This is a genomic window from Sulfitobacter undariae (assembly GCF_014196805.1).
GTDB classification, from domain to species: Bacteria; Pseudomonadota; Alphaproteobacteria; order Rhodobacterales; family Rhodobacteraceae; genus Sulfitobacter; species Sulfitobacter undariae.
The window spans coordinates 1-18,007 of sequence record NZ_JACIEI010000025.1 but is presented as its reverse complement, the minus strand read 5'-3'; the positions used below and the strand labels follow the sequence as shown (position 1 = coordinate 18,007).

The following is an 18,007-nucleotide window of genomic DNA, read 5'->3' as shown; positions in this document are numbered from 1 at the left end:
TTCCGTGTCTAGATTTCGGGCTTGGCCGGCTTGACCCAATCCATAGCAGGGTGGGCACAGATAACCGCCCAGTCGACCACGCCGGTTTTTTTGGCCCACGCGTCATATTCTTTGATCATGCGCTCTGCGCGGTTCTGGTCTTTGTCGCGTAAATTGTGAAGTTCGGTTCGGTCAAATGCCATGTTGTAGAGCTCCCAATCCCGCCCGAATTCACGGACCAGCTTCCAGTTGCCTTCACGCATGGCGCAATTGCCTTCATGCTCCCAGAAGATCGGCTGCTCACGTTCCCCGTGTCCATTCAGGAAAACACCAAACATGCTTTCTCCATCAAGGTTTTGAATGCCGACGCCGTCAAAGTCTTTGGGGTAACTTGCCCCGCTCACATCAAGTATTGTGGGCATGATGTCAGAGACATGGCGTGCTGTGTGTACAATTGCAGATTGTGCGATCCCGTTCGGCCAATGGGCAATCAGCGGGGTTGATATCCCGCCCTCATGGACCCAAGATTTATGCATTCTAAAAGGGGCGTTAGATACATTCGACCAAGGGGCTTCATAGCTTTGAAAAGTCTTTCCTGAGCCGGGAGCTAGGTTTGGTATGTTCCCCTGAACAATTTTTTTACCCTCTGGGCTGATATCAGGATAGGATTCCACCCAGCCTTCTTCGGCAAGAAACTCGGCACAGCCACCATTGTCCGAAAGAAATAGGATCAACGTGTCTTTGTCGACGCCCAGCTGTTTCAGCTTTGCCATGACACGGCCAATCCCTTGATCCATACAATCAACCATTGCTGCATAGGTGGCCATCCGGCTGTCTTCCCAGTCTCGGTTCTTTTCATCTGCCCATGAGTGAACAGTGGGATCTCGTGGCGAAATCTCCCAATTTCCTTCCAGTATGTTCTTGCCCAACATTTCTTCGTGTCGTGACGTCCGTAATGTATCCCAGCCATTGCGGTACATTCCCTGATACTTGGCAATGTCCTCCTCTTTGGCATGTAAGGGCCAATGAGGGGCGGTATAGGCGAGATAGAGAAAGAAGGGCTTTTCGTCAGCCACGGATTCTTCAATCATATCGACAGCTTTGTCAGTGATCGCATCCGTCATGTAAAAATCATCGGTTTCGACTGCAATTTGGCAATCATCCTCGCCGATATAATGTGGGAAGAAAAAGCTGCCCGATCCGTCAAGCGTCCCAAAGAATTTGTCAAATCCTCGCTGACGCGGTGTGGGGTGAGCGAGGTCTCCCGGCGTCCAGAGATCACTTTCGCGTGGTTTATAGCTTCCGCCCACATGCCATTTCCCACTCATCAGTGTGCGATAGCCATCCAACCGCAATACTTCGGCGATCGTCACTGCGTCGTTTCGCAAGTAGCCTTGGTATTCAGCAGACCCGTAACTGGCGGTCATGTGACCTATACCCGCTTTATGCGGATATAGTCCCGTGAGGAGGGAGGCGCGCGTAGGGCAGCACCGCGCGCAATTATACATAGACGTGTAGGTCTGGCCCCCAGATGCTAGCCGATCAATGTTGGGCGTCTTGATTTCCGAGCCCATACAGCCGAGGTCGGAAAATCCCATATCATCTGCTAGGATCAGTATGATGTTTGGCTTGGATTTTCTAGACATTGCCTATTTCTCTTTCATTCTAAGATGTCCAACCGCTCGGGATCAGCCCCTATAGAGCTTAAAGATGGCCGCTCCTATCAGTGGTGCCGCCCGCCTTGACGTTCGAGCTCTTTCTGAATCTGTTCAGGTTCAAGCCTATCAAGAGATTGCTTCAGTTTTATGGAAAGGGCCGCAGCTATTCCCGCCGTCTGTCCGGTACTGCACAGCAAGCCATATTCCGTGTGGCAGCATGGCTGTCTCGGTCCCCGCCAGTCGCCCGGCCCGCTACCAACAAGTTTTTCACATTTTTTGGGAGCAAATTTCTGTACGGAATTTGGAAATACCGCCCAGTTGTCGGCAAGGCACCGTCAGAAGAAAACTTGTTGAGTCGGGCAGGGCGAGCAATTGGCGTCGTGGGATGACAAAACGCAGTCCCTTCCGCTACTTCAAGACGAGCCCAGAGATTATCCGTCTGGCTGTGATGCTATATATGCGGTTTCCGCTTTCGCTGCGCAATGTCGAGGATCTTTTGCACGAACGCGGCATCGACATCAGCCATGAGACGGTTCGATTTTGGTGGAACAGATTTGGTCCGCTGTTCGCCGCGGAGATCTGCAAGAAAAGGGTCAGCCAGATGCGCGCATATTCGAACTGGCAATGGTACTTGGACGAAGTGTTTGTGAAAAATTAGTTGCGAGACGCTCTATCTTTGGCGGGCGGTGGATCACGAAGGGGAAGTTCTGGAAAGCTTCGTTACGAAGCGCCGAAATCGCAAGGCAGCGTTGAAGTTCATCAGGAAAACAATGAAACGTCATGGGCACGCACATACTTTCGTGACGGACAAGTTACGTTCCTACGGTGCGGCGATGAAGGTCATTGGCTGCGCCGAAAAACAGGAAGCCGGCCGCTGGTTCAACAATCGAGCCGAGAATGGACACCAGCCATTTCGAAGGCGGGAACGGGCCATGCTTCGCTTCAGGCGGATGCGAAGTTTACAGAAATTCGTCGCCGTCCACGCCTCGGTCCATAACCATTTCAATAAGGAACGACATCTCTACAGCCGATCAAATTTTAAGCTGAACCGCGCCGTCGCTCTTGCCGAGTGGCGTCAACTTGGCGCAGCATAACAGATTGGAGTTGTTGGAAAACTGAGACTGGTTCGCATTCGTCTGACAGCACCCCATTTTGCGCTCGCGTATCAAATCTTTTCATTCATCTTGAAATCTGATAGCCTATAGGTGACTTGCAGTCACACTAGGACGTCCGAGCCTCGAATTGCTTGATGGGCCAATTTATATGGCTATGGATAAATTCATGTCAGATCACATACCGAATACGGCCCAAGCGCAACGGGTCACAGCAATCACCTGCATGCGTAACGACGGCTCCTATGTTTTGGAGTGGATTGCACACCATCTCGCGCTGGGGGTGGAGCACTTTGTGGTACTGACACATGACTGCACCGACGGTACACCTGAGCTTTTGAATGCACTGCAAGAGGTGGGGCTGGTCACACATCTGCCATTTATACGTAAAGGTAGGGTAACAGCCCAATGGCAGGCTTTTAAATTGGCTTGGCAGGAGCCTCGTGTGCAATCCTCTGATTGGGTGATGTTTTTTGATTGCGATGAATTTCTCTGGCTAGATGCCACTTACCCTAAATTAAACGACTTATTGAAGGATATCGACGCCGCAGATGCAATCGCGCTGCCTTGGCGGCTTTTTGGGTCTGATGGTTTAGAAGCGCGCGGGGAAGAGATTACCCCCCGCAGGTTCCAAAAATCCGCTCCAGCTGATCTCCAATTCCCGATGGCACATCTGTTTAAAACCCTGTTTCGCCCCAGTAAGTTTGCAAAACCTGGCGTGCATCGCCCCAAACGCGACAAAGATATGCCGATGCCAGTTTGGGCAGGCCCCGACGGTGCGGCATTGGCGCAAGCTTTTGTCGCCCAAGAGGCAAACATATCCCTATTCAATCAAAATTTTGGGGCGCATAAAGTTGGATTAAATCATTATTCCTTGCGCTCGATGCGGGAGTTTGCGGTCAAAGCGGACCGTGGCCTGCCGAACCATATGACAAAAATCATCGGAGTTGATTATTGGGTAGAGCGAAATTGGAATACTGAAGAGAATACGCGCATTTTGCCGCAGCTTGAAGCGACTGAGGCAGTATTAGCAGACCTGCTTTGCAACGATAATATCCGACAGGCGTATCAGGTTTGTCTGGATCACTATCTGATGCGTGACAGGGCACTAGATTTGGATTTGCAAAAAATCCGTTTGATTTGGCAGCTTGGCCTATTGTCAGAAAATCGATTGCCGTCTCGGGATGATGTCAAAAGATATATTAACCAGCAGAATGTAGCCAGAAAGTCCCAGATTAATGAGTGAAGCAAAATTTTTGATACGTTCTTTGTGCCCCAGCAGCATCGGCGCGTTCACAGCACTCGATACTGTTTCTACTGGAACGGGCTATTCTATCTTCTTTGCCCGCAACACCGATGAAAAATTAGCTCATGAAGGCGTAGGCGGGACATGCATAGGGTCTGTGAACGGCGCGCCTATCTTTTCGCTAGAACAATTGCCCGAGGGTCTCAGTCATGCGTCGGCGGAACCAGAGCTGTTTGCGGGTCTGAACGTTGCTATTGCAACACGTAATGGCGAGCCGGTGGACACGGTCATAGATTGGCTGACCTATCATTACGATTACTTTGGCATGAATGGTGCTATCATCTTCAATCGTGGTCCAGAGGGGCATGATGCAAAGTTCATGACTCGACTGGAAAAGGCGCTGGCGAAAACAAAGCGGGCCCTTCAGGTGGTTGTTGTTGAATCTGCCTTGCCACTGGGCGCCGACGACATGCCGCACGAACATCACCCGTGGTGCGTCAGCGAAGCACCCGGTCATGATCGCATGGAAGTGCCAGAGTCCGATCCGTGGTTTTCACCCTTGAGTGAAGCTTCAATTTACGAAATCGCCCGATCTCGTTTTTTGGAGAAGGCCCGTGCTATAACCAATCTAGATATCTGTGATCTCTTGTATGATCCTGCGGTTCGTGAAGGGCCAAAAGGTGCTGCCAAAGTAACAAAAAACCCGTTCAACATGGCCGCGGCAACCCCCGAGAAAATGGTTCAGCTACAAGGGGTGCACTGCTATCCTTGGCGGGTTCGTAAAAATACAGATCCCAATTTTGCAGATCATATCTGTATCCAGTTTGACCGACCCAAATTGCGCACCCGCTGGTGCATCAGCCCACGTGGGCTTGCGGCAAATAGTTTGCTAAAATATCGCCGCATTAGTGATGTAAGCGTTGGGGAAACTGCTAATTTCTTTCGGTGTATGGCGATCCGACATCCTGTGCAGCAGTCCAGCAAGATTGTCCCAAAAACCAGCTTGATTGAAGCAAGAGAGCTAATCGACATTTCGGAGAACGTGTTTAAGTTCAAACCTGTCCGCGCCCCGAAAGTGGCGGTTCCCACGCCTGATCCCAACACGACCCGCACCGCCATTGTGACCACGATGAAAAACGAAGGCCCCTTCATTTTGGAATGGATCGCCTATCACCAAGCCATCGGTGTCAAAGATTTTCTAGTCTATACGAATGATTGCGATGACGGCACCGACACTATGTTCGATTTGCTTCAAGAGCGCGGTATCGTTCAGCACCGCCAGAACCCGTTTAAAGAGATGGAACTGAAACCTCAGCATGCGGCGCTTCAAGCTGCCGAAGGTGAGGCTATGATGCAAAATGCCGATTGGATCATCTGCATGGACGTGGATGAATTTATTAACATCAAAGTAGGGGATGGCCACCTGCGCGATCTTTATAACGCTGTCGGCGATGCAAATATGATTTCTTGCACATGGCGTCTGTTTGGCAACTCAAACCTTGATCACTTTAAAGATGACTACACGATCCGCATGCACAAAAACTGCGCACATGAATTCACTCCCAAGCCCCACCAAGCGTGGGGGTTCAAAACGCTGTTTCGCAATTGCGGATTGTTCAAGAAGTTCGGCGTGCATCGCCCAAAAGGATTACGCCCCCAGCTTTGGGATCAGATCAACTGGGTCAATGGATCGGGCAAACCGCTTCCGAAATCTGAGTTCCGCAGTTCATGGCGCTCCACAGTTGAAACTTACGGCTATGATCTGGTCTCACTCAACCACTACGCGGTTCGGAATGCCGCGAGTTTTCTTGTGAAACGAGACCGTGGCCGTGTAAACCATGTCGACCGAGATCAAGGCGAAGCCTATTGGTTCCGAATGAACAATAATGCAACCGAAGATGTGTCAATCCAACGTCAGATTCCCGCGATGGAAGAAAGGTTCAAACAACTGATGAGCGACCCTGAGATTGCGGCGCTACATCACAAATGTGTTGCAGCGCATGAGGCTAAAATTAAAACGTTGATGGAGATGCCCGCACAGCAGGAGTTCTATGGAATACTAACTGGCGAACGTATGAAAAAGCTGTCAGAGATGCATCAGTATTTTGGCGCTAACGTATTTCTTCGAGGCCCTCAATCTGTGCCAGATGATGTCATTTGGGCCGATCATCCAGACGATTTTCAATTCACCGTAGCACGCACAACAACTCAACATTGACGTGGGGCTATTGCGCGTGGGATAGGATCACGTGTGTGTTTTTGGTTGCATTTATCTGCATGCAGGGCAGATAATCGGGCCAATACGCGCCTAATATAGTCGACTTTGTTCGTGATTAGATCCGCGATTTTACAAGTACAGACGAGTTGGATGAAAACCAGACTTGTTGCAAACAGGAGTAAGAAACATGCCAACCGCACTTGTGACCGGCGCTGCCGGTTTTATTGGATACCATGTTTGCGAACAGCTTATTTCGAATGGCTATGATGTAGTGGGTCTGGACGCGATGACCGACTATTACGAGGTTTCTCTGAAAGAGGCGCGTCACGCTAGGTTAGAGAGTGAAAAGTTCACTTTCATCAAAGGATACGTCGAAGAACGTGACCTGCTGATGGGCCTGTTCGAGACACATAAATTCGATCTCGTGATACACCTCGCAGCGCAAGCTGGCGTACGCTATTCGATTGATAACCCTCGCTCTTATCTCGAAAGCAACATTGGTGGCACGTTTGAGTTGTTGGAAGCCGCACGTGCCTATCCGCCACGTCATATGCTGCTGGCTTCGACCTCTTCTGCCTATGGCGCAAATACGGTTATGCCTTACGTGGAAAACGTACGCGCAGACCATCAAATGTCTTTTTATGCTGCGACCAAAAAGGCCACTGAAGCGATGGCGCATTCTTATGCGCATCTTTACGATTTACCCATCACTATGTTCCGCTTCTTTACGGTCTACGGCCCGTGGGGCCGGCCGGATATGGCGCTGTTCAAGTTCACCAAAGCCATTCTTGAGGGTGGATCAATCGACGTCTACAACAATGGCGATATGAGCCGCGACTTCACCTATATTGGTGACCTCGTTAGCGCTTTGATCCGTCTGATCGATGTCCTCCCCGAGCGCGGGTCAGCGCCTGCAGGAGAAACCGACAGCCTAAGCCCTGTTGCCCCATTTCGGGTGCTAAACATCGGCAACTCATCCCCTACACTTTTGATGGATTTCATATCAGCGATTGAGCTGGCGACAGAGCGTAAGGCAACGTGCAACATGATGCCAATGCAAGCGGGCGATGTGCCTGCTACTTGGGCTGATGCTACATTGCTCACCCAGTTGGTTGGCGAAATTCCCCACACGAAAGTACCAGAAGGCGTTGCAAAATTTGTTAATTGGTACCGCGACTATTATAAGTGCTAAGCACTTACGATGCTCTGGTGTAAGCGAAATCTGGGCCACCTAGGTGCGACATTTAAACGGGGCACCTAAACGTCACGTGTAATGCGAGATCAAAACATACCACGTGATAGGTACATAATTTAGTCCCTCACTATCGTGCCGCCCCTGTCAGGAAACGTAAAAACAATGCCTCGACGGTCGTTTGTGTTTACTGCAATCTTGGAAAGCGGGTAGCAATATGGAATTATGAACGATGACAGACAGTAAAAAAGCTCACCCAAATCTGAAACAGGGAAATTACAATGAACGGACTTCCTGAAATTGCTACCCTTTGGATTGGTGGGCGGCTGTCTTGGTTGGAACAGTTATGTTTGAAGTCCTTTGCAGATGCTGGACATAAGATCACACTCTATAGCTATTCCCCGATCGACAATATCCCACAAGGCGTTTTGGCTGGCGATGCTGCTGACATTTATCCGGGCGAGCCCCTTTTGCGCCATGCGCGCACCGGCAGCCCTGCGATCCACGCTGACATGTGGCGGCTACACATGCTGGCCAAGACCGATGCGATCTGGGTCGATGTTGATATGTATTGCTATCGCCCGTTTGATTTCAAAAAGCCGCATGTGTACGGTTGGGAAAAACCGGGGCTGATTTGTAATGCGGTTTTGGGCCTGCCAAAGGACTCGCCGACATTGCATGGCTTGCTGGAGTTCTTTGAGGACAAATATGCAATTGCGCCATGGCTGAATCAAGGACAGCAGGCGGAACTTCAAGTTGAGAAAGACGCGGGAAACCCTGTTCATATGTGCGAACAAAATTGGGGTTTTACAGGCCCGGCTTCCGTCACCTATTTCTTGATCAAAACGGGTGAGGTCGTGCACGCCGAACCAGAAGAGGTTTTCTATCCGATCGGATTTCCCGACCGTAACAAAATGATCCTCTCCAAATTTAATGACTGGGTTGACGAACACCTAACCCCAAGGACACGCGGCGTCCACTTTTGGGCAAGACGGATGAAGCCGCGGCTGGAAGAACAGGAAAATAATACCCCAAGACGCGGCAGCCTGCTGGATAAATTGATCAAAAAACACGGGATCGACCCCGCAGCAGCACCAATCCCCGCCAAGAAAAAGCCGGTAGACGATAAATTGGCAGACCCAGCGTTTCAGGCGATGATTGGGCTTGAGGCCTTAAAGGATGGAGCCAGTATCGATAAATTGTGTCGCGAGCATTTGGTTGAGAAGCAGTTCGTGAAACAGTGCCGCCAAACTATTATCGAACGTGCATCAACCTTGTTTACTCCGCCTACTAAGAATTAAATTTCGCAGGATTCAAACTTTTTGTCCGCCCACATGTAAACAAAATTTATGGCGAAGGTTGTTGAGGCACAAAGCCTAGCTTTGGCGTGAAAGATGCACGGTAGCCCGCAGCAAACCTATTCCCAGAAGGCTAGAAGGCAGCGATATTGACGTTACGTGCCAATACGAAGCCCCCGGGTCAACGTCGATTTCCCATTCTGTTTCGGTTCCTCAAAGCGTGAGCTACCCTTCGAGAATCGGACACTGACGTAAGCTGCGATTTGTAGTTTGTTGATCTTCAACACGAAGGGATCAGGAGTGTCGAAACGGAAGCAATATCGCCCTGATTTTAAGGCCAAGGTCGCATTGAAGGGTGGGGAGGCCGTGATTGACCTGACCAGCCGGTTCGGGGTTCACCCGACGATGATCAACCAATGGAAACGGGCTTTGCTTGAGGGCGCGTCTGGTGTGTTCGAACGAGGTAGCCGGAAGGCGCCGGAAGTCGATGAGGGGCAGGTCAAAGACCTGCATGTCCCGTTGCCCGACAGCACATGCTTGCATGTGTGCGAGGAGAGATAGGGGATTTGGCCGTGCCAACGAATTTTTGGCCAGAAAGCTCAAACCTTGGACCGGCAAGTGAGGTGCAAGATGATTGTGTCGAACATTCCGGGGCTGTCCGTTCGCAGGCATGTGCCTTGCTGTCGATCCCGTGGTCGTCATTTTACTATGAGCCCAAGGGGGGCGAGCAAAATGAACCTCAATCTGAGGCGCGTAATCCATCGCCGGTCAGTCGAAACACAGTTTCGATGAGGGGATAAGCCGTTCTTGGAAACCCCGTTTTGCGCAGCCCAATTTTTTACCCGATATCGCTTCTTGCCAAATTTATGGCGGCGAGTAGCGTTGCAATTGTGTGGCAGTCTGGTTGCCCAGATCAGAGCAAAAACCATCAACGACCTGAAAACCTGATCGTGCAACAGCGCCGGCTATTAGCGTAATTCAGCCATTCTGATCATTTTTTTGGTTAGCTTCGAGCTGCGTATCACTGCTTCAATACTGTTCAGAACTCGTTCTTTGTCTTTATCATTTTTCATTCCTTCATTCAGGATATCCAAGTCGCCAAGGATTATAGCCAACAGGTTGTTAAGATCATGTGCGGCACAGCTGACTTGCTTGCTGAATACGTCAGTTTGTAGTGATTGCGTCATCTCAGTCTTGCGCTGGCGAAGCGCCTTCCGTTCTGATGAATGGAGCCAGTACAGCGATCCAAGTATGTAAACGCTGGCGCCTACCGCAATAACAATATGAATGAGAAAGATTGATCCCGTTTCTGTACGATCAAGAGTTGAAAGTAGACCCATTGGGGATTGGGGGGATTGCTGCATTCCAATAGATGGCCAAGCAGTGGTTATGAAGGCTGCGATAATTGCTACGAGACTCCCAACTCCCCAGCGAAGTCCGCGAATTGCGGCTGCCAAAATGGGCACAATCGCTAAAAACGGAAGCGTCGTTGAAAAGGGCCCCAAGTGCCAAATTTCAATGAGTATGACACTGGTGAACAGGGTTATCGCGGCTAAGACACGCAAGCCTGAAGGCACAGGAGTTTTTAAAACAATCAACCCGCCAATGATGCCGAAAGCGGTTAGCCGCAATGCCAGTCCGATGTCCCAGCTATGCTGTGAATCGATATAGAGAACCAATGCGGTAATGGGCAGCAGAGTAATTGATATCGGGACAGTTAAGTGATCTAAAATCCACGTAGTTTCAGATGCAGGCTTGTCAGAACACGACCTCGTCTCGCTCAAGTTATCCGCAAAACCAACATGGTCGGGTTGTCCCATTATAATCCCTTACTTTTACATGAGACATCGCCGTGACGCTTCTCACTACCGTCGTATTCAGCGCCATTTGCTTTCAGAAACACAATACAATGAATAACAGTTCGATGTTCCAACCTTAGTGTAAAAATGGTTACGTCTGCTAGATTAAAGAAATCGGTGCTAATGACAAGGAGTTTGTAATAGCTCACGAATGCATGTTAGATGGGACGGAGGTAAAACGGTGGCGATGGATGAAGCAGGGAATTGATGACAAGCGCCGAATGGCTTCTGTGGTGTTGTTGGAGCGATTTGTAAGAGATATTTACCCAATAAAACACTCAAAAGCCATTCAGCCCTTGCAATGGTCTATCCTGCGTTATCTGTCGGAGATGCCGGCAGATCGCTGTGAAGTTCGTTGGATAGCGGAATTCCTCGGGTTAACACGTGCGCCAGTGACGCGCGCAATCGCAACTCTTGAGGCGCGCAATTTGGTTCGACAAGAGATCAACAGCCAAGACGCGCGCACCAAGAAGGTTGTCTTGACAGAACAGGGTTTACACATATTGGCTTCAGACCCCATTATTTTGGCTGCTGAGCGCATTCGGCAATTGTCTGAACCGGATCAGGAGCAGTTTATGAAGTCCATTAGAACCCTTGCGCTGAAATTTGGGAGCGATGAAAGTGAGCAATATTAAAAGTATTCTGCTTGTTGAAGATGACCCTGGTGTCCGCGCGATGATTGTGGATTTCCTTTCACCTGCAGCATATAAAGTAACCGAAGTGGATTCAGTCTCTGCCGCACTTGAAGAGTTGGAAACAGATCAATCTTTCGATGCTGTAATTCTTGATTTTTGGTTGGGCAAAGAACACGCGGTTTCAATCGTGGATTCAATTCGCTTGCATTTGATTGGTACACCAGTAATCATGATTTCCGGCGGAAATGGCAAAATGGATTTAGAAATGACCAAGGCCATCTCCGATGTAAGTGGCGCCTTTGTATTTCTACAAAAACCTTTTCGTAAAGCAGACTTACTAGACGTCGTGGCCTCGGCAATAGGATAACGGTTTCTTTGTGCTATAGGAAAGGCATGAGATTGTGATCAGATGGTGCTACTAGCAATGGTGTGAGGGTAACAATGCATGATAGGCATAATGAAACACTCGGAAAATGAGGCGCTTGTGAAAGCAAAGAGCGTCATTGATGGCTTGCGGAGATTTCTATTGATCATAATAGGGGTGAGTTCGATGAAGTCTCTACCTGATTTGAGTTGGCACCCGAAGGCGCGCTATACAGAAATGAATGCGGATGAGAGGTTTGAAGAGACTTTGCGCGATCGGAATGTATACCCCAGCACACTAGGGTTGAATATTGGTTGATAACCTAACGTGCATTGTGCGCTGCCGTAGTACGTGTAGCCCTAAACGGATGCTTAAGCCTTGATAAATGATACCCTTGGAAAACCGTCAGCTGATCTTCCAAAGTTGAGTCAATTCCTCAATCGCTTCTATTTGCTTGTTGTTATTAATTTCTTTGTCCTTGTCGGCTTACAATCCTTATCACTGTTCAATCTATACATTGGACTTGAAGCTGATCGAATTACTCCGGTGATATCTGCAGTTACACCTTCTGCGGCAAATTCCGTCGAACTGCTTGATAAGGAAAGTGCGCGCAAAACAGTTCAAAGTCTGTTGGATATTGGTGTCTTCAGGCGGGTAGTAATCACTGATGACTTCGGGAGAACCCTCAGTGAAGGCACTCATGAAGTTGAAAGTGGTCAACTGACCGAGAGGGTCGCAACCTTGCTAGGCATTCCCACTCGTTATGTAATTGATACTCCACTTAAAACACCGTCCACGCAAACTGGAATTCTTTCGGTTGAAGTCAACTTTGCCCCTCTTTTAGCGGCGGAGTTGTGGAGAGTTTTGATTATTGTTTCAGTTGCAACACTTGTTGCTACATTACTAGCTTACTTTTTGGTGGTACGGGCGAACAGACGTATCTCTATGGGTGTTATGGCCTTGGTTGAGGCAACTGAATCTTCTGCGGCACCCGCTTGGGAAGAACCTTCAAGCTTGGGAAAGCTTCAGTTTTCCGAACTGGAAACCGTCGCGACACGAACCCATTCCGCGATTAAACACCTGAAAAAGACGCTTACAGTTGTCTCGGACTACGAAGTAAAACAGGCTGATCTATTGGAGTTTATTGATGCCGCGTTAACTGCCGCTGGGCTATACTCCTTCATTTTTTCGCACTCGGGTGATTTACTATACTCAAATACAGATGTAGCCGAAGAATAATGGATTAGATCCCTCGCCCATTTAAACCTTGAAAGCGACGCGGATCTCATCCGAGCTCTTGAAGAGATGCAGGGTATAACGACTAAAAATCTAGGAAAAACGCAGAAAGAAGAGGACATTGTGGATCAGCCCAATGTCCAACTGCAAGTGGACCACAATGACCAAAGTTGGCTGGTTGTATGGTCAAACTTGGAGCGTGGCGGTGTGTTTGTTTTTGTGCAGGAAATCACCGTTGCCCAAGAAAACGCTCGTAGATCTTCTCATGTAGAAAAGATGGAAGCGCTGGGGCGCATTTCTAGCGGTGTCGCGCATGAGTTCAACAATATGCTTGGGATCATTGTCGCCAATTTGGACATGGCAGGCCAGGAGGGCATTGATGTCGACGAAGCGCGAATATTCGTAACGTCCGCCACACGCGCAGCGGATCGTGCGGCCTCGATTGTGGGTCAGCTTAAGCGGATGTCCAAAGCGTCAGACCAAGCAAAAGATTTGGTGAATCTCAGTCAATGGGCTCATATTATTCGTCCGATGCTATCTGCGGCAATTGGTCCGCAGGTTGACTTAAATATAGAGTGCCAAGAGGATTTATTTATAACCGTGGATGAAACGTTTCTAGACACGGCAATTGTAAACCTTTGTAAGAATGCATCCGAAGCGATGGGTAACCATGGGCGGATTGACATACGGATTTCACCTGCTAGAGAAATTTCTCTTTCCCAACACCCATATTTACCAAATGCAGAATATTGTGAAATTTCGGTATCGGATAAGGGCCCGGGCATCCCCGAAGGTATTTCTCGTAAGATTTTTGAGCCGTTTTTTACAGGTAAACCGCTAACGACTGGAACCGGTCTTGGGTTATCGTCCGTGTATTCTTTTGTTACTGCAGCGAATGGCGCTGTTCACCTTGAGGACGTCCGTACGGGTGGCGCAAAATTTGTACTGCTTTTCCGGAAAAGCTCACCGCCTGTCCCCAACGCAGTCACGAAAGGTCTAGCTGCCCCCCCCTTGATTTCACTTGATGGTAGCCGAATTTTGTTGGTCGAAGATGAGTTGGAGCTCGCGTCGTCTTACAGGCACGCTCTTGAGAATAAAGGGGCAACAGTAATTGTTAAAAGCTCGATTATTGAAGCAAATGAGTTTCTCGAAAATGATCCAAATATTAGCTTGGCCATCGTGGACAAGACACTTCCAGACGGTAGTGGGTTGGATCTGGCAAGTAAAATTCGCTTTGATATTCCGAAGTGTAAGGTCATTTTGATGTCTGGAAACCTTACAGGTCATGAAGAGGAATTAGTCGACGTAAACATGGTTTTGGATAAACCATTTAGACTTAGTGTATTGGCATCAGCGTGTGCAAAACTGTCGTCAAGTTAACCCGGCGCCTTAATCAAGTTGTTCCCTTCATGTTCGTCGTCATATGAAATGGGACATCAGAGCAGGTTGAGCAATAGCGGCTCTTGCTCATTTGTGTGATTGATTGTGCGGCATGTTTTGATGTTGCAAGCGGCGTTGTTCACTACCCAGCAGGTTTATGCGTAACATGATCCCGAAAAGGGATTGTCTGGTTTTTGATCCTTTCCCTTTCTCTGATGATAGCTTTGTCCTGTCCGAAGTAGGCGTCGGCGGGTGTGACGTTATTGAGGGGTAATCCCGCCGAAAAATGGTTGTGTTGAAACCTAGAATTTTCTCGGCAAGATACCTGAAGAGATTCACGATGAAGAAATCACGATATTCAGAGGCGCAGATTGTCGCGATGTTGAAGGAAGCTGAGAACGGTGTGCCTGTTCTTGAGCTGTGTTGGACCTGTCCCGCTTTTTTGCCGCCCCAAGGGTAGTGTCGCAAAGTTACCGCCGCTCCGAAGGCAACGCTGCTTGCGGACACATCTATCCAGCGATTGCGCGAACTGCGCGAAGCCGGACTGCTCTGACTGATCAAACTGACCTTTCCGGATCATATGCGCGACTTCAATCCCAGCAAGAGTAGCCGAAGCTGAATTCAGCGATTTGAAGATCTGAATCGGCCGAGTAAGTTTCTTGATGAAACGGTAATCTATTACCTGACAGATGATTGCCTGCAATCGTCGAGAGGGCTGCTCAATGATATTCACTCTCGGGCAAACAAGTTTACCCTGCCATGCAGTGGTTGAGATATTTCGTCCGCCGGACAGTGATCAACCAACACCAGCCGCTCATCACGAGCAGGCAGTTCATGTTGAACAAAGCCGCCGTATTCGATCCAGTTTTGTCCACTGCCCGACAGTGCATTGCGCAGCAATGTCACGAAAGGGGATGACAACCTTGTCAGGCCAGCCGTTATTGCCGATGGTTTTCATTAAAACCGTAGTCGCGGCGTTCAGACAGCATGAAATCAAGGGTGTTCCCCTGTTTATCGATTGCTCGGTACAAGTATGTCCAGTCGGTGTTTTCCTACGATGTGCTTCTTCGAAAATAGCGCCTGCGTATTTCTCGCCCCAACGATTGAGCGTTGCATGATCCAAATCGATGCCACGTTCTGCCATGATCTCTTCGCGATCGCGATACGAAACGGGAAAGCGGACGTAGAAATACACAGCATATAGGGTCACGGATTTAGGGTATTGCGCGCCTTTGAAACTTATCAACTCTTCAATCATGGCTTGGACTCGGGGAAGTGTGGGGGGCTGGCTCGGCACACCCGACAACGTAACTGAAATCAAATACTTTGCGACACTACCAACCTGACTCGCCCGGAGAGAGAGAGCGCAACGAGGTTGTCCGATCCTCAAGGTATCTGGGTCGAGCGTAGTGGTGACAGTTAACTGGATATCACCGTCGAAGCCGCGTTGAGACAAAAATGCATTGTGTGAAATTGCTCGGTCAGCGCCTCTCGGCGCGTGACTTTGATCGCCATGTTGCCGAGATCCAGATCCGCACCGCGATCCTGAACGGTTTCATATCTCTTGGCATACCCCATATCGTCGCCATAGGCTAAGTCCGTCTGGGAAAGGGGAAGCACGGCCTCAGACCGATTTGGCAACAAAGCCGGGTCACGGCGTTAACGAGCCAGAAGATAACGTTTGACCCGCCCAGCTAGTCGACGCAGCCGAATATGGACAGGCAACTCCAAAACCGGCAGCGTGTTGGGCGCTGCGAGGCTCAATCCAAGCTGTGTCTGAACTTCTTGGCGTGCCGATGCATAGATATTGATATCGTAGGGGTCAAAGCCGCCTAACTGATATTTTTCGCCGGGTAAGGCCTTGAGCCGCTCTACCTCAGCCCGATCGCGGGTGGCGCTGCCTGCCGGATGGTCGCGATTGTAGGCGTAGAGTGCACGCACTGCCGTTCCCGAGATCGCGACGTTGGCCTTGATTTCATCTAGCCCGCGCTCCCTCAGCGACGGCAGGTCAAAACTTGTGAGGAAGGCGTCGCAGATGCCGCATTTAACTGCGTCCTCGAACTTTATAAAAGTTGTATTCGCGGGCCCAAATACATTGGCCACGCGTAAAGGCAAGGTGTGCACGCGTTTCAGCGCTTGCCTGAAGGGGCTTGGCTGCGTGGCAGTAGACTTGGCCATTTCCTGACTGTTGGACGTCATCCAACTGTGCAGTTCGCGGTAGTAATAGACCGCACGAACCTCACCATGTGCCGCAAGGAAGTCGCGCAAGCGGGTCATTTCGGGCGGGGACAACATCGGCAGGTATTCGTTTGATAGGATGATCGTCTGGCCGCGATGTCGGATCAACGCCTGATTAAGCGCGGCGAGCTCAGCCTCGTCGCGTTCACGGATTGCACTTTCGGATAGTGTGGATATGCGGTTCCAGAAAAAGGTCATTGGATCGGACAGAAAGCCCGAGTAAAGGCAGGAATAGGGCTGGCCGGGACCAAGAAACACTATGTCGTCGCGGGCAAGCGCCGCGCGGTGCGCCGCAAAAGTTTTCTGCAGCGAGGTCGATCCGGTCTTGTGGATGCCCATGTGCAGAAGGATTGTGGTAGGCTTCTTGTCGCTCCCATCACTCATATCTTTAAGATCCTTAACGCCATTCCAGCTCATAACTTCAAGGTAGTTGCCCACAGGCCCTAGACACATGAATGAAAACCTGAAGTTAATGATTTTTTTCAATTAATCTATTGGAATAGTTATACTAGCGTAGAAGGTGAAGTGAATGGCAAAAAAATTCTCAATATTACGAATTGTCAGCGGAGAAAGCTGGTGTCTCAGTTTCTGTGCTGCGGATCATCACAACTAGGCTCAGGACGGTAGTGTCGCAAAGTTTTTGATTTCAGTTGCGTTGTCGGGTGTGCCAGCCAGACTCCACACTTCCCCGAGACCAAGCCATGATTGAAGAGTTGATGGTGCTGCCAGACAAATGCGAACCAGTCTCAGTTCTCCAACAGATTCAATCTGTTATACCGCGCCAAGTTGACGCCGCTCGGCAAGAGCGACGGCGCGGTTCAGCTTGAAGTTTGATCGGCTGTAGAGATGTCGTTCCTGATTGAAATGGTTATGGACCGAGGCGTGGACGGCGACGAATATCTGCAGGGTTCGCATCCGTCTGAAGCGAAGCATGGCCCGTTCCCGCCTTCAAAATGGCTGGTGTGAATTCTCAGCTCGATTGTTGAGCCAGCGGCCATTTCCTGTTTTTCGGCACTGCCGATTACCTTCAGCGCCGCGCCGTAGGAACGCAGTCTGTCGGTCACGAAAATATGTGGACGACCATGACGTTTCATTGTTTTTCTGAGAAATTTCAATACTGTCTCGCGATCCCGGCTCTTCGTAACGAAGCTTTCCAGAACTTCCCCTTCGTGATCCACCGCCCGCCAAAGATAGTGCGTCTCGCCGTTAATTTTCACGAACACTTCGTCCAAGTGCCATTGCCAGTTCGAGTATGCGCGCATCTGGCTGACCCTTTTCTTGCGGATCTCTGCGGCAAACAGCGGACCAAATTGTTTCACCTAAATCGAACCGTTTCATGGCGGTAGCGTCGCAAAGTTACCGCCGCTCCGAAGGCAACGCTGCTGGCGGACACATCTATCCAGCGAGTGCTGCGAACTGCGCGAAGCCGGACTGTTGAATGTCACTGAGAACTGACCCATGTGAACACATAGCCCTGACGGTTTTGGTCAGGGAGACATTGGACCTGTCACGCTTTAGTGCCGCCCCAAGTGCTCGTTTAAGCCACCTTTCGTTCGAAGGCGACAGGGCTTTTCCAGCCCAGTGCTGAGTGG

12 protein-coding genes and 5 pseudogenes are annotated in these 18,007 nt (G+C 49.8%); 12 read left to right on the top strand and 5 right to left on the bottom strand.

The window, feature by feature from the left end:
- Nucleotides 1–8 precede the first annotated feature (8 nt).
- Nucleotides 9–1,625 (bottom strand): arylsulfatase, encoded by a 1,617-nt coding sequence (locus tag GGR95_RS18055; RefSeq protein ID WP_184568271.1) that lies wholly within the window; start codon nucleotides 1,623–1,625, stop codon nucleotides 9–11.
- Nucleotides 1,626–2,022: 397 nt separating this feature from the next.
- Here GGR95_RS18055 and GGR95_RS18045 point away from each other — a divergent pair.
- The 6 genes and pseudogenes from GGR95_RS18045 (at nucleotide 2,023) to GGR95_RS18020 (ending at nucleotide 9,264) form a co-directional block, all read left to right on the top strand.
- Nucleotides 2,023–2,731, top strand: a pseudogene (locus tag GGR95_RS18045) (IS6 family transposase).
- A 169-nt stretch (nucleotides 2,732–2,900) separates the two neighbouring features.
- Nucleotides 2,901–3,995: a glycosyltransferase family 2 protein gene (locus tag GGR95_RS18040; RefSeq protein ID WP_221385018.1), complete on the top strand. Its 1,095-nt coding sequence runs from the start codon at nucleotides 2,901–2,903 to the stop codon at nucleotides 3,993–3,995.
- Nucleotides 3,988–6,213 (top strand): glycosyltransferase family 2 protein, encoded by a 2,226-nt coding sequence (locus tag GGR95_RS18035; protein WP_184568269.1) that lies wholly within the window; start codon nucleotides 3,988–3,990, stop codon nucleotides 6,211–6,213. The genes GGR95_RS18040 and GGR95_RS18035 overlap by 8 nt, the downstream gene beginning before the upstream one ends.
- A gap of 187 nt (nucleotides 6,214–6,400) precedes the next feature.
- Nucleotides 6,401–7,405 (top strand): SDR family NAD(P)-dependent oxidoreductase, encoded by a 1,005-nt coding sequence (locus GGR95_RS18030; protein ID WP_184568268.1) that lies wholly within the window; start codon nucleotides 6,401–6,403, stop codon nucleotides 7,403–7,405.
- 428 nt (nucleotides 7,406–7,833) lie between these two features.
- Entirely contained in the window at nucleotides 7,834–8,706 is an 873-nt protein-coding gene (locus GGR95_RS18025) for a glycosyltransferase family 32 protein (RefSeq protein ID WP_184568267.1), read from the top strand.
- Nucleotides 8,707–9,003: 297 nt separating this feature from the next.
- Nucleotides 9,004–9,264: a transposase gene (locus tag GGR95_RS18020; protein ID WP_184568266.1), complete on the top strand. Its 261-nt coding sequence runs from the start codon at nucleotides 9,004–9,006 to the stop codon at nucleotides 9,262–9,264.
- A 407-nt stretch (nucleotides 9,265–9,671) separates the two neighbouring features.
- Here the strand turns inward: GGR95_RS18020 and GGR95_RS18015 are convergent, their stop codons facing one another.
- Nucleotides 9,672–10,523 carry a sensor histidine kinase gene (locus tag GGR95_RS18015; protein ID WP_184568265.1) on the bottom strand — a complete coding sequence of 284 codons (852 nt, stop codon included), beginning with the start codon at nucleotides 10,521–10,523 and terminating at the stop codon, nucleotides 9,672–9,674.
- Between the two features lie 230 nt (nucleotides 10,524–10,753).
- Between GGR95_RS18015 and GGR95_RS18010 the strand changes: the two genes are divergently transcribed.
- The 5 genes and pseudogenes from GGR95_RS18010 to GGR95_RS19130 all read left to right on the top strand — a co-directional run.
- Nucleotides 10,754–11,197, top strand: a complete 444-nt coding sequence (locus GGR95_RS18010) for a MarR family winged helix-turn-helix transcriptional regulator (protein ID WP_184568264.1) — start codon at nucleotides 10,754–10,756, stop codon at nucleotides 11,195–11,197.
- Nucleotides 11,184–11,564 carry a response regulator gene (locus tag GGR95_RS18005; RefSeq protein WP_184568263.1) on the top strand — a complete coding sequence of 127 codons (381 nt, stop codon included), beginning with the start codon at nucleotides 11,184–11,186 and terminating at the stop codon, nucleotides 11,562–11,564. Before GGR95_RS18010 ends, GGR95_RS18005 begins: the two co-directional genes overlap by 14 nt.
- Before the next feature lie 375 nt (nucleotides 11,565–11,939).
- Nucleotides 11,940–12,800 carry a hypothetical protein gene (locus GGR95_RS18000; RefSeq protein ID WP_184568262.1) on the top strand — a complete coding sequence of 287 codons (861 nt, stop codon included), beginning with the start codon at nucleotides 11,940–11,942 and terminating at the stop codon, nucleotides 12,798–12,800.
- A 66-nt stretch (nucleotides 12,801–12,866) separates the two neighbouring features.
- On the top strand, nucleotides 12,867–14,177 hold the full coding sequence (locus GGR95_RS17995) for an ATP-binding protein (protein ID WP_184568261.1): 1,311 nt from the start codon (nucleotides 12,867–12,869) through the stop codon (nucleotides 14,175–14,177).
- Between the two features lie 340 nt (nucleotides 14,178–14,517).
- A pseudogene (locus tag GGR95_RS19130) lies at nucleotides 14,518–14,607 on the top strand (transposase); the annotation flags it as partial.
- 90 nt (nucleotides 14,608–14,697) lie between these two features.
- On the opposite strand, the pseudogene GGR95_RS17990 reads toward GGR95_RS19130, so the two are convergent.
- A pseudogene (locus GGR95_RS17990) lies at nucleotides 14,698–15,423 on the bottom strand (IS6 family transposase); the annotation flags it as partial.
- Nucleotides 15,424–15,512: 89 nt separating this feature from the next.
- Between GGR95_RS17990 and GGR95_RS17985 the strand changes: the two are divergent.
- A pseudogene (locus GGR95_RS17985) lies at nucleotides 15,513–15,773 on the top strand (IS5/IS1182 family transposase); the annotation flags it as partial.
- 63 nt (nucleotides 15,774–15,836) lie between these two features.
- Here GGR95_RS17985 and GGR95_RS17980 read toward each other — a convergent pair.
- Nucleotides 15,837–16,901: a hypothetical protein gene (locus GGR95_RS17980; protein WP_184568260.1), complete on the bottom strand. Its 1,065-nt coding sequence runs from the start codon at nucleotides 16,899–16,901 to the stop codon at nucleotides 15,837–15,839.
- A gap of 285 nt (nucleotides 16,902–17,186) precedes the next feature.
- A pseudogene (locus GGR95_RS17975) lies at nucleotides 17,187–17,754 on the bottom strand (IS6 family transposase); the annotation flags it as partial.
- Nucleotides 17,755–18,007 lie beyond the last annotated feature (253 nt).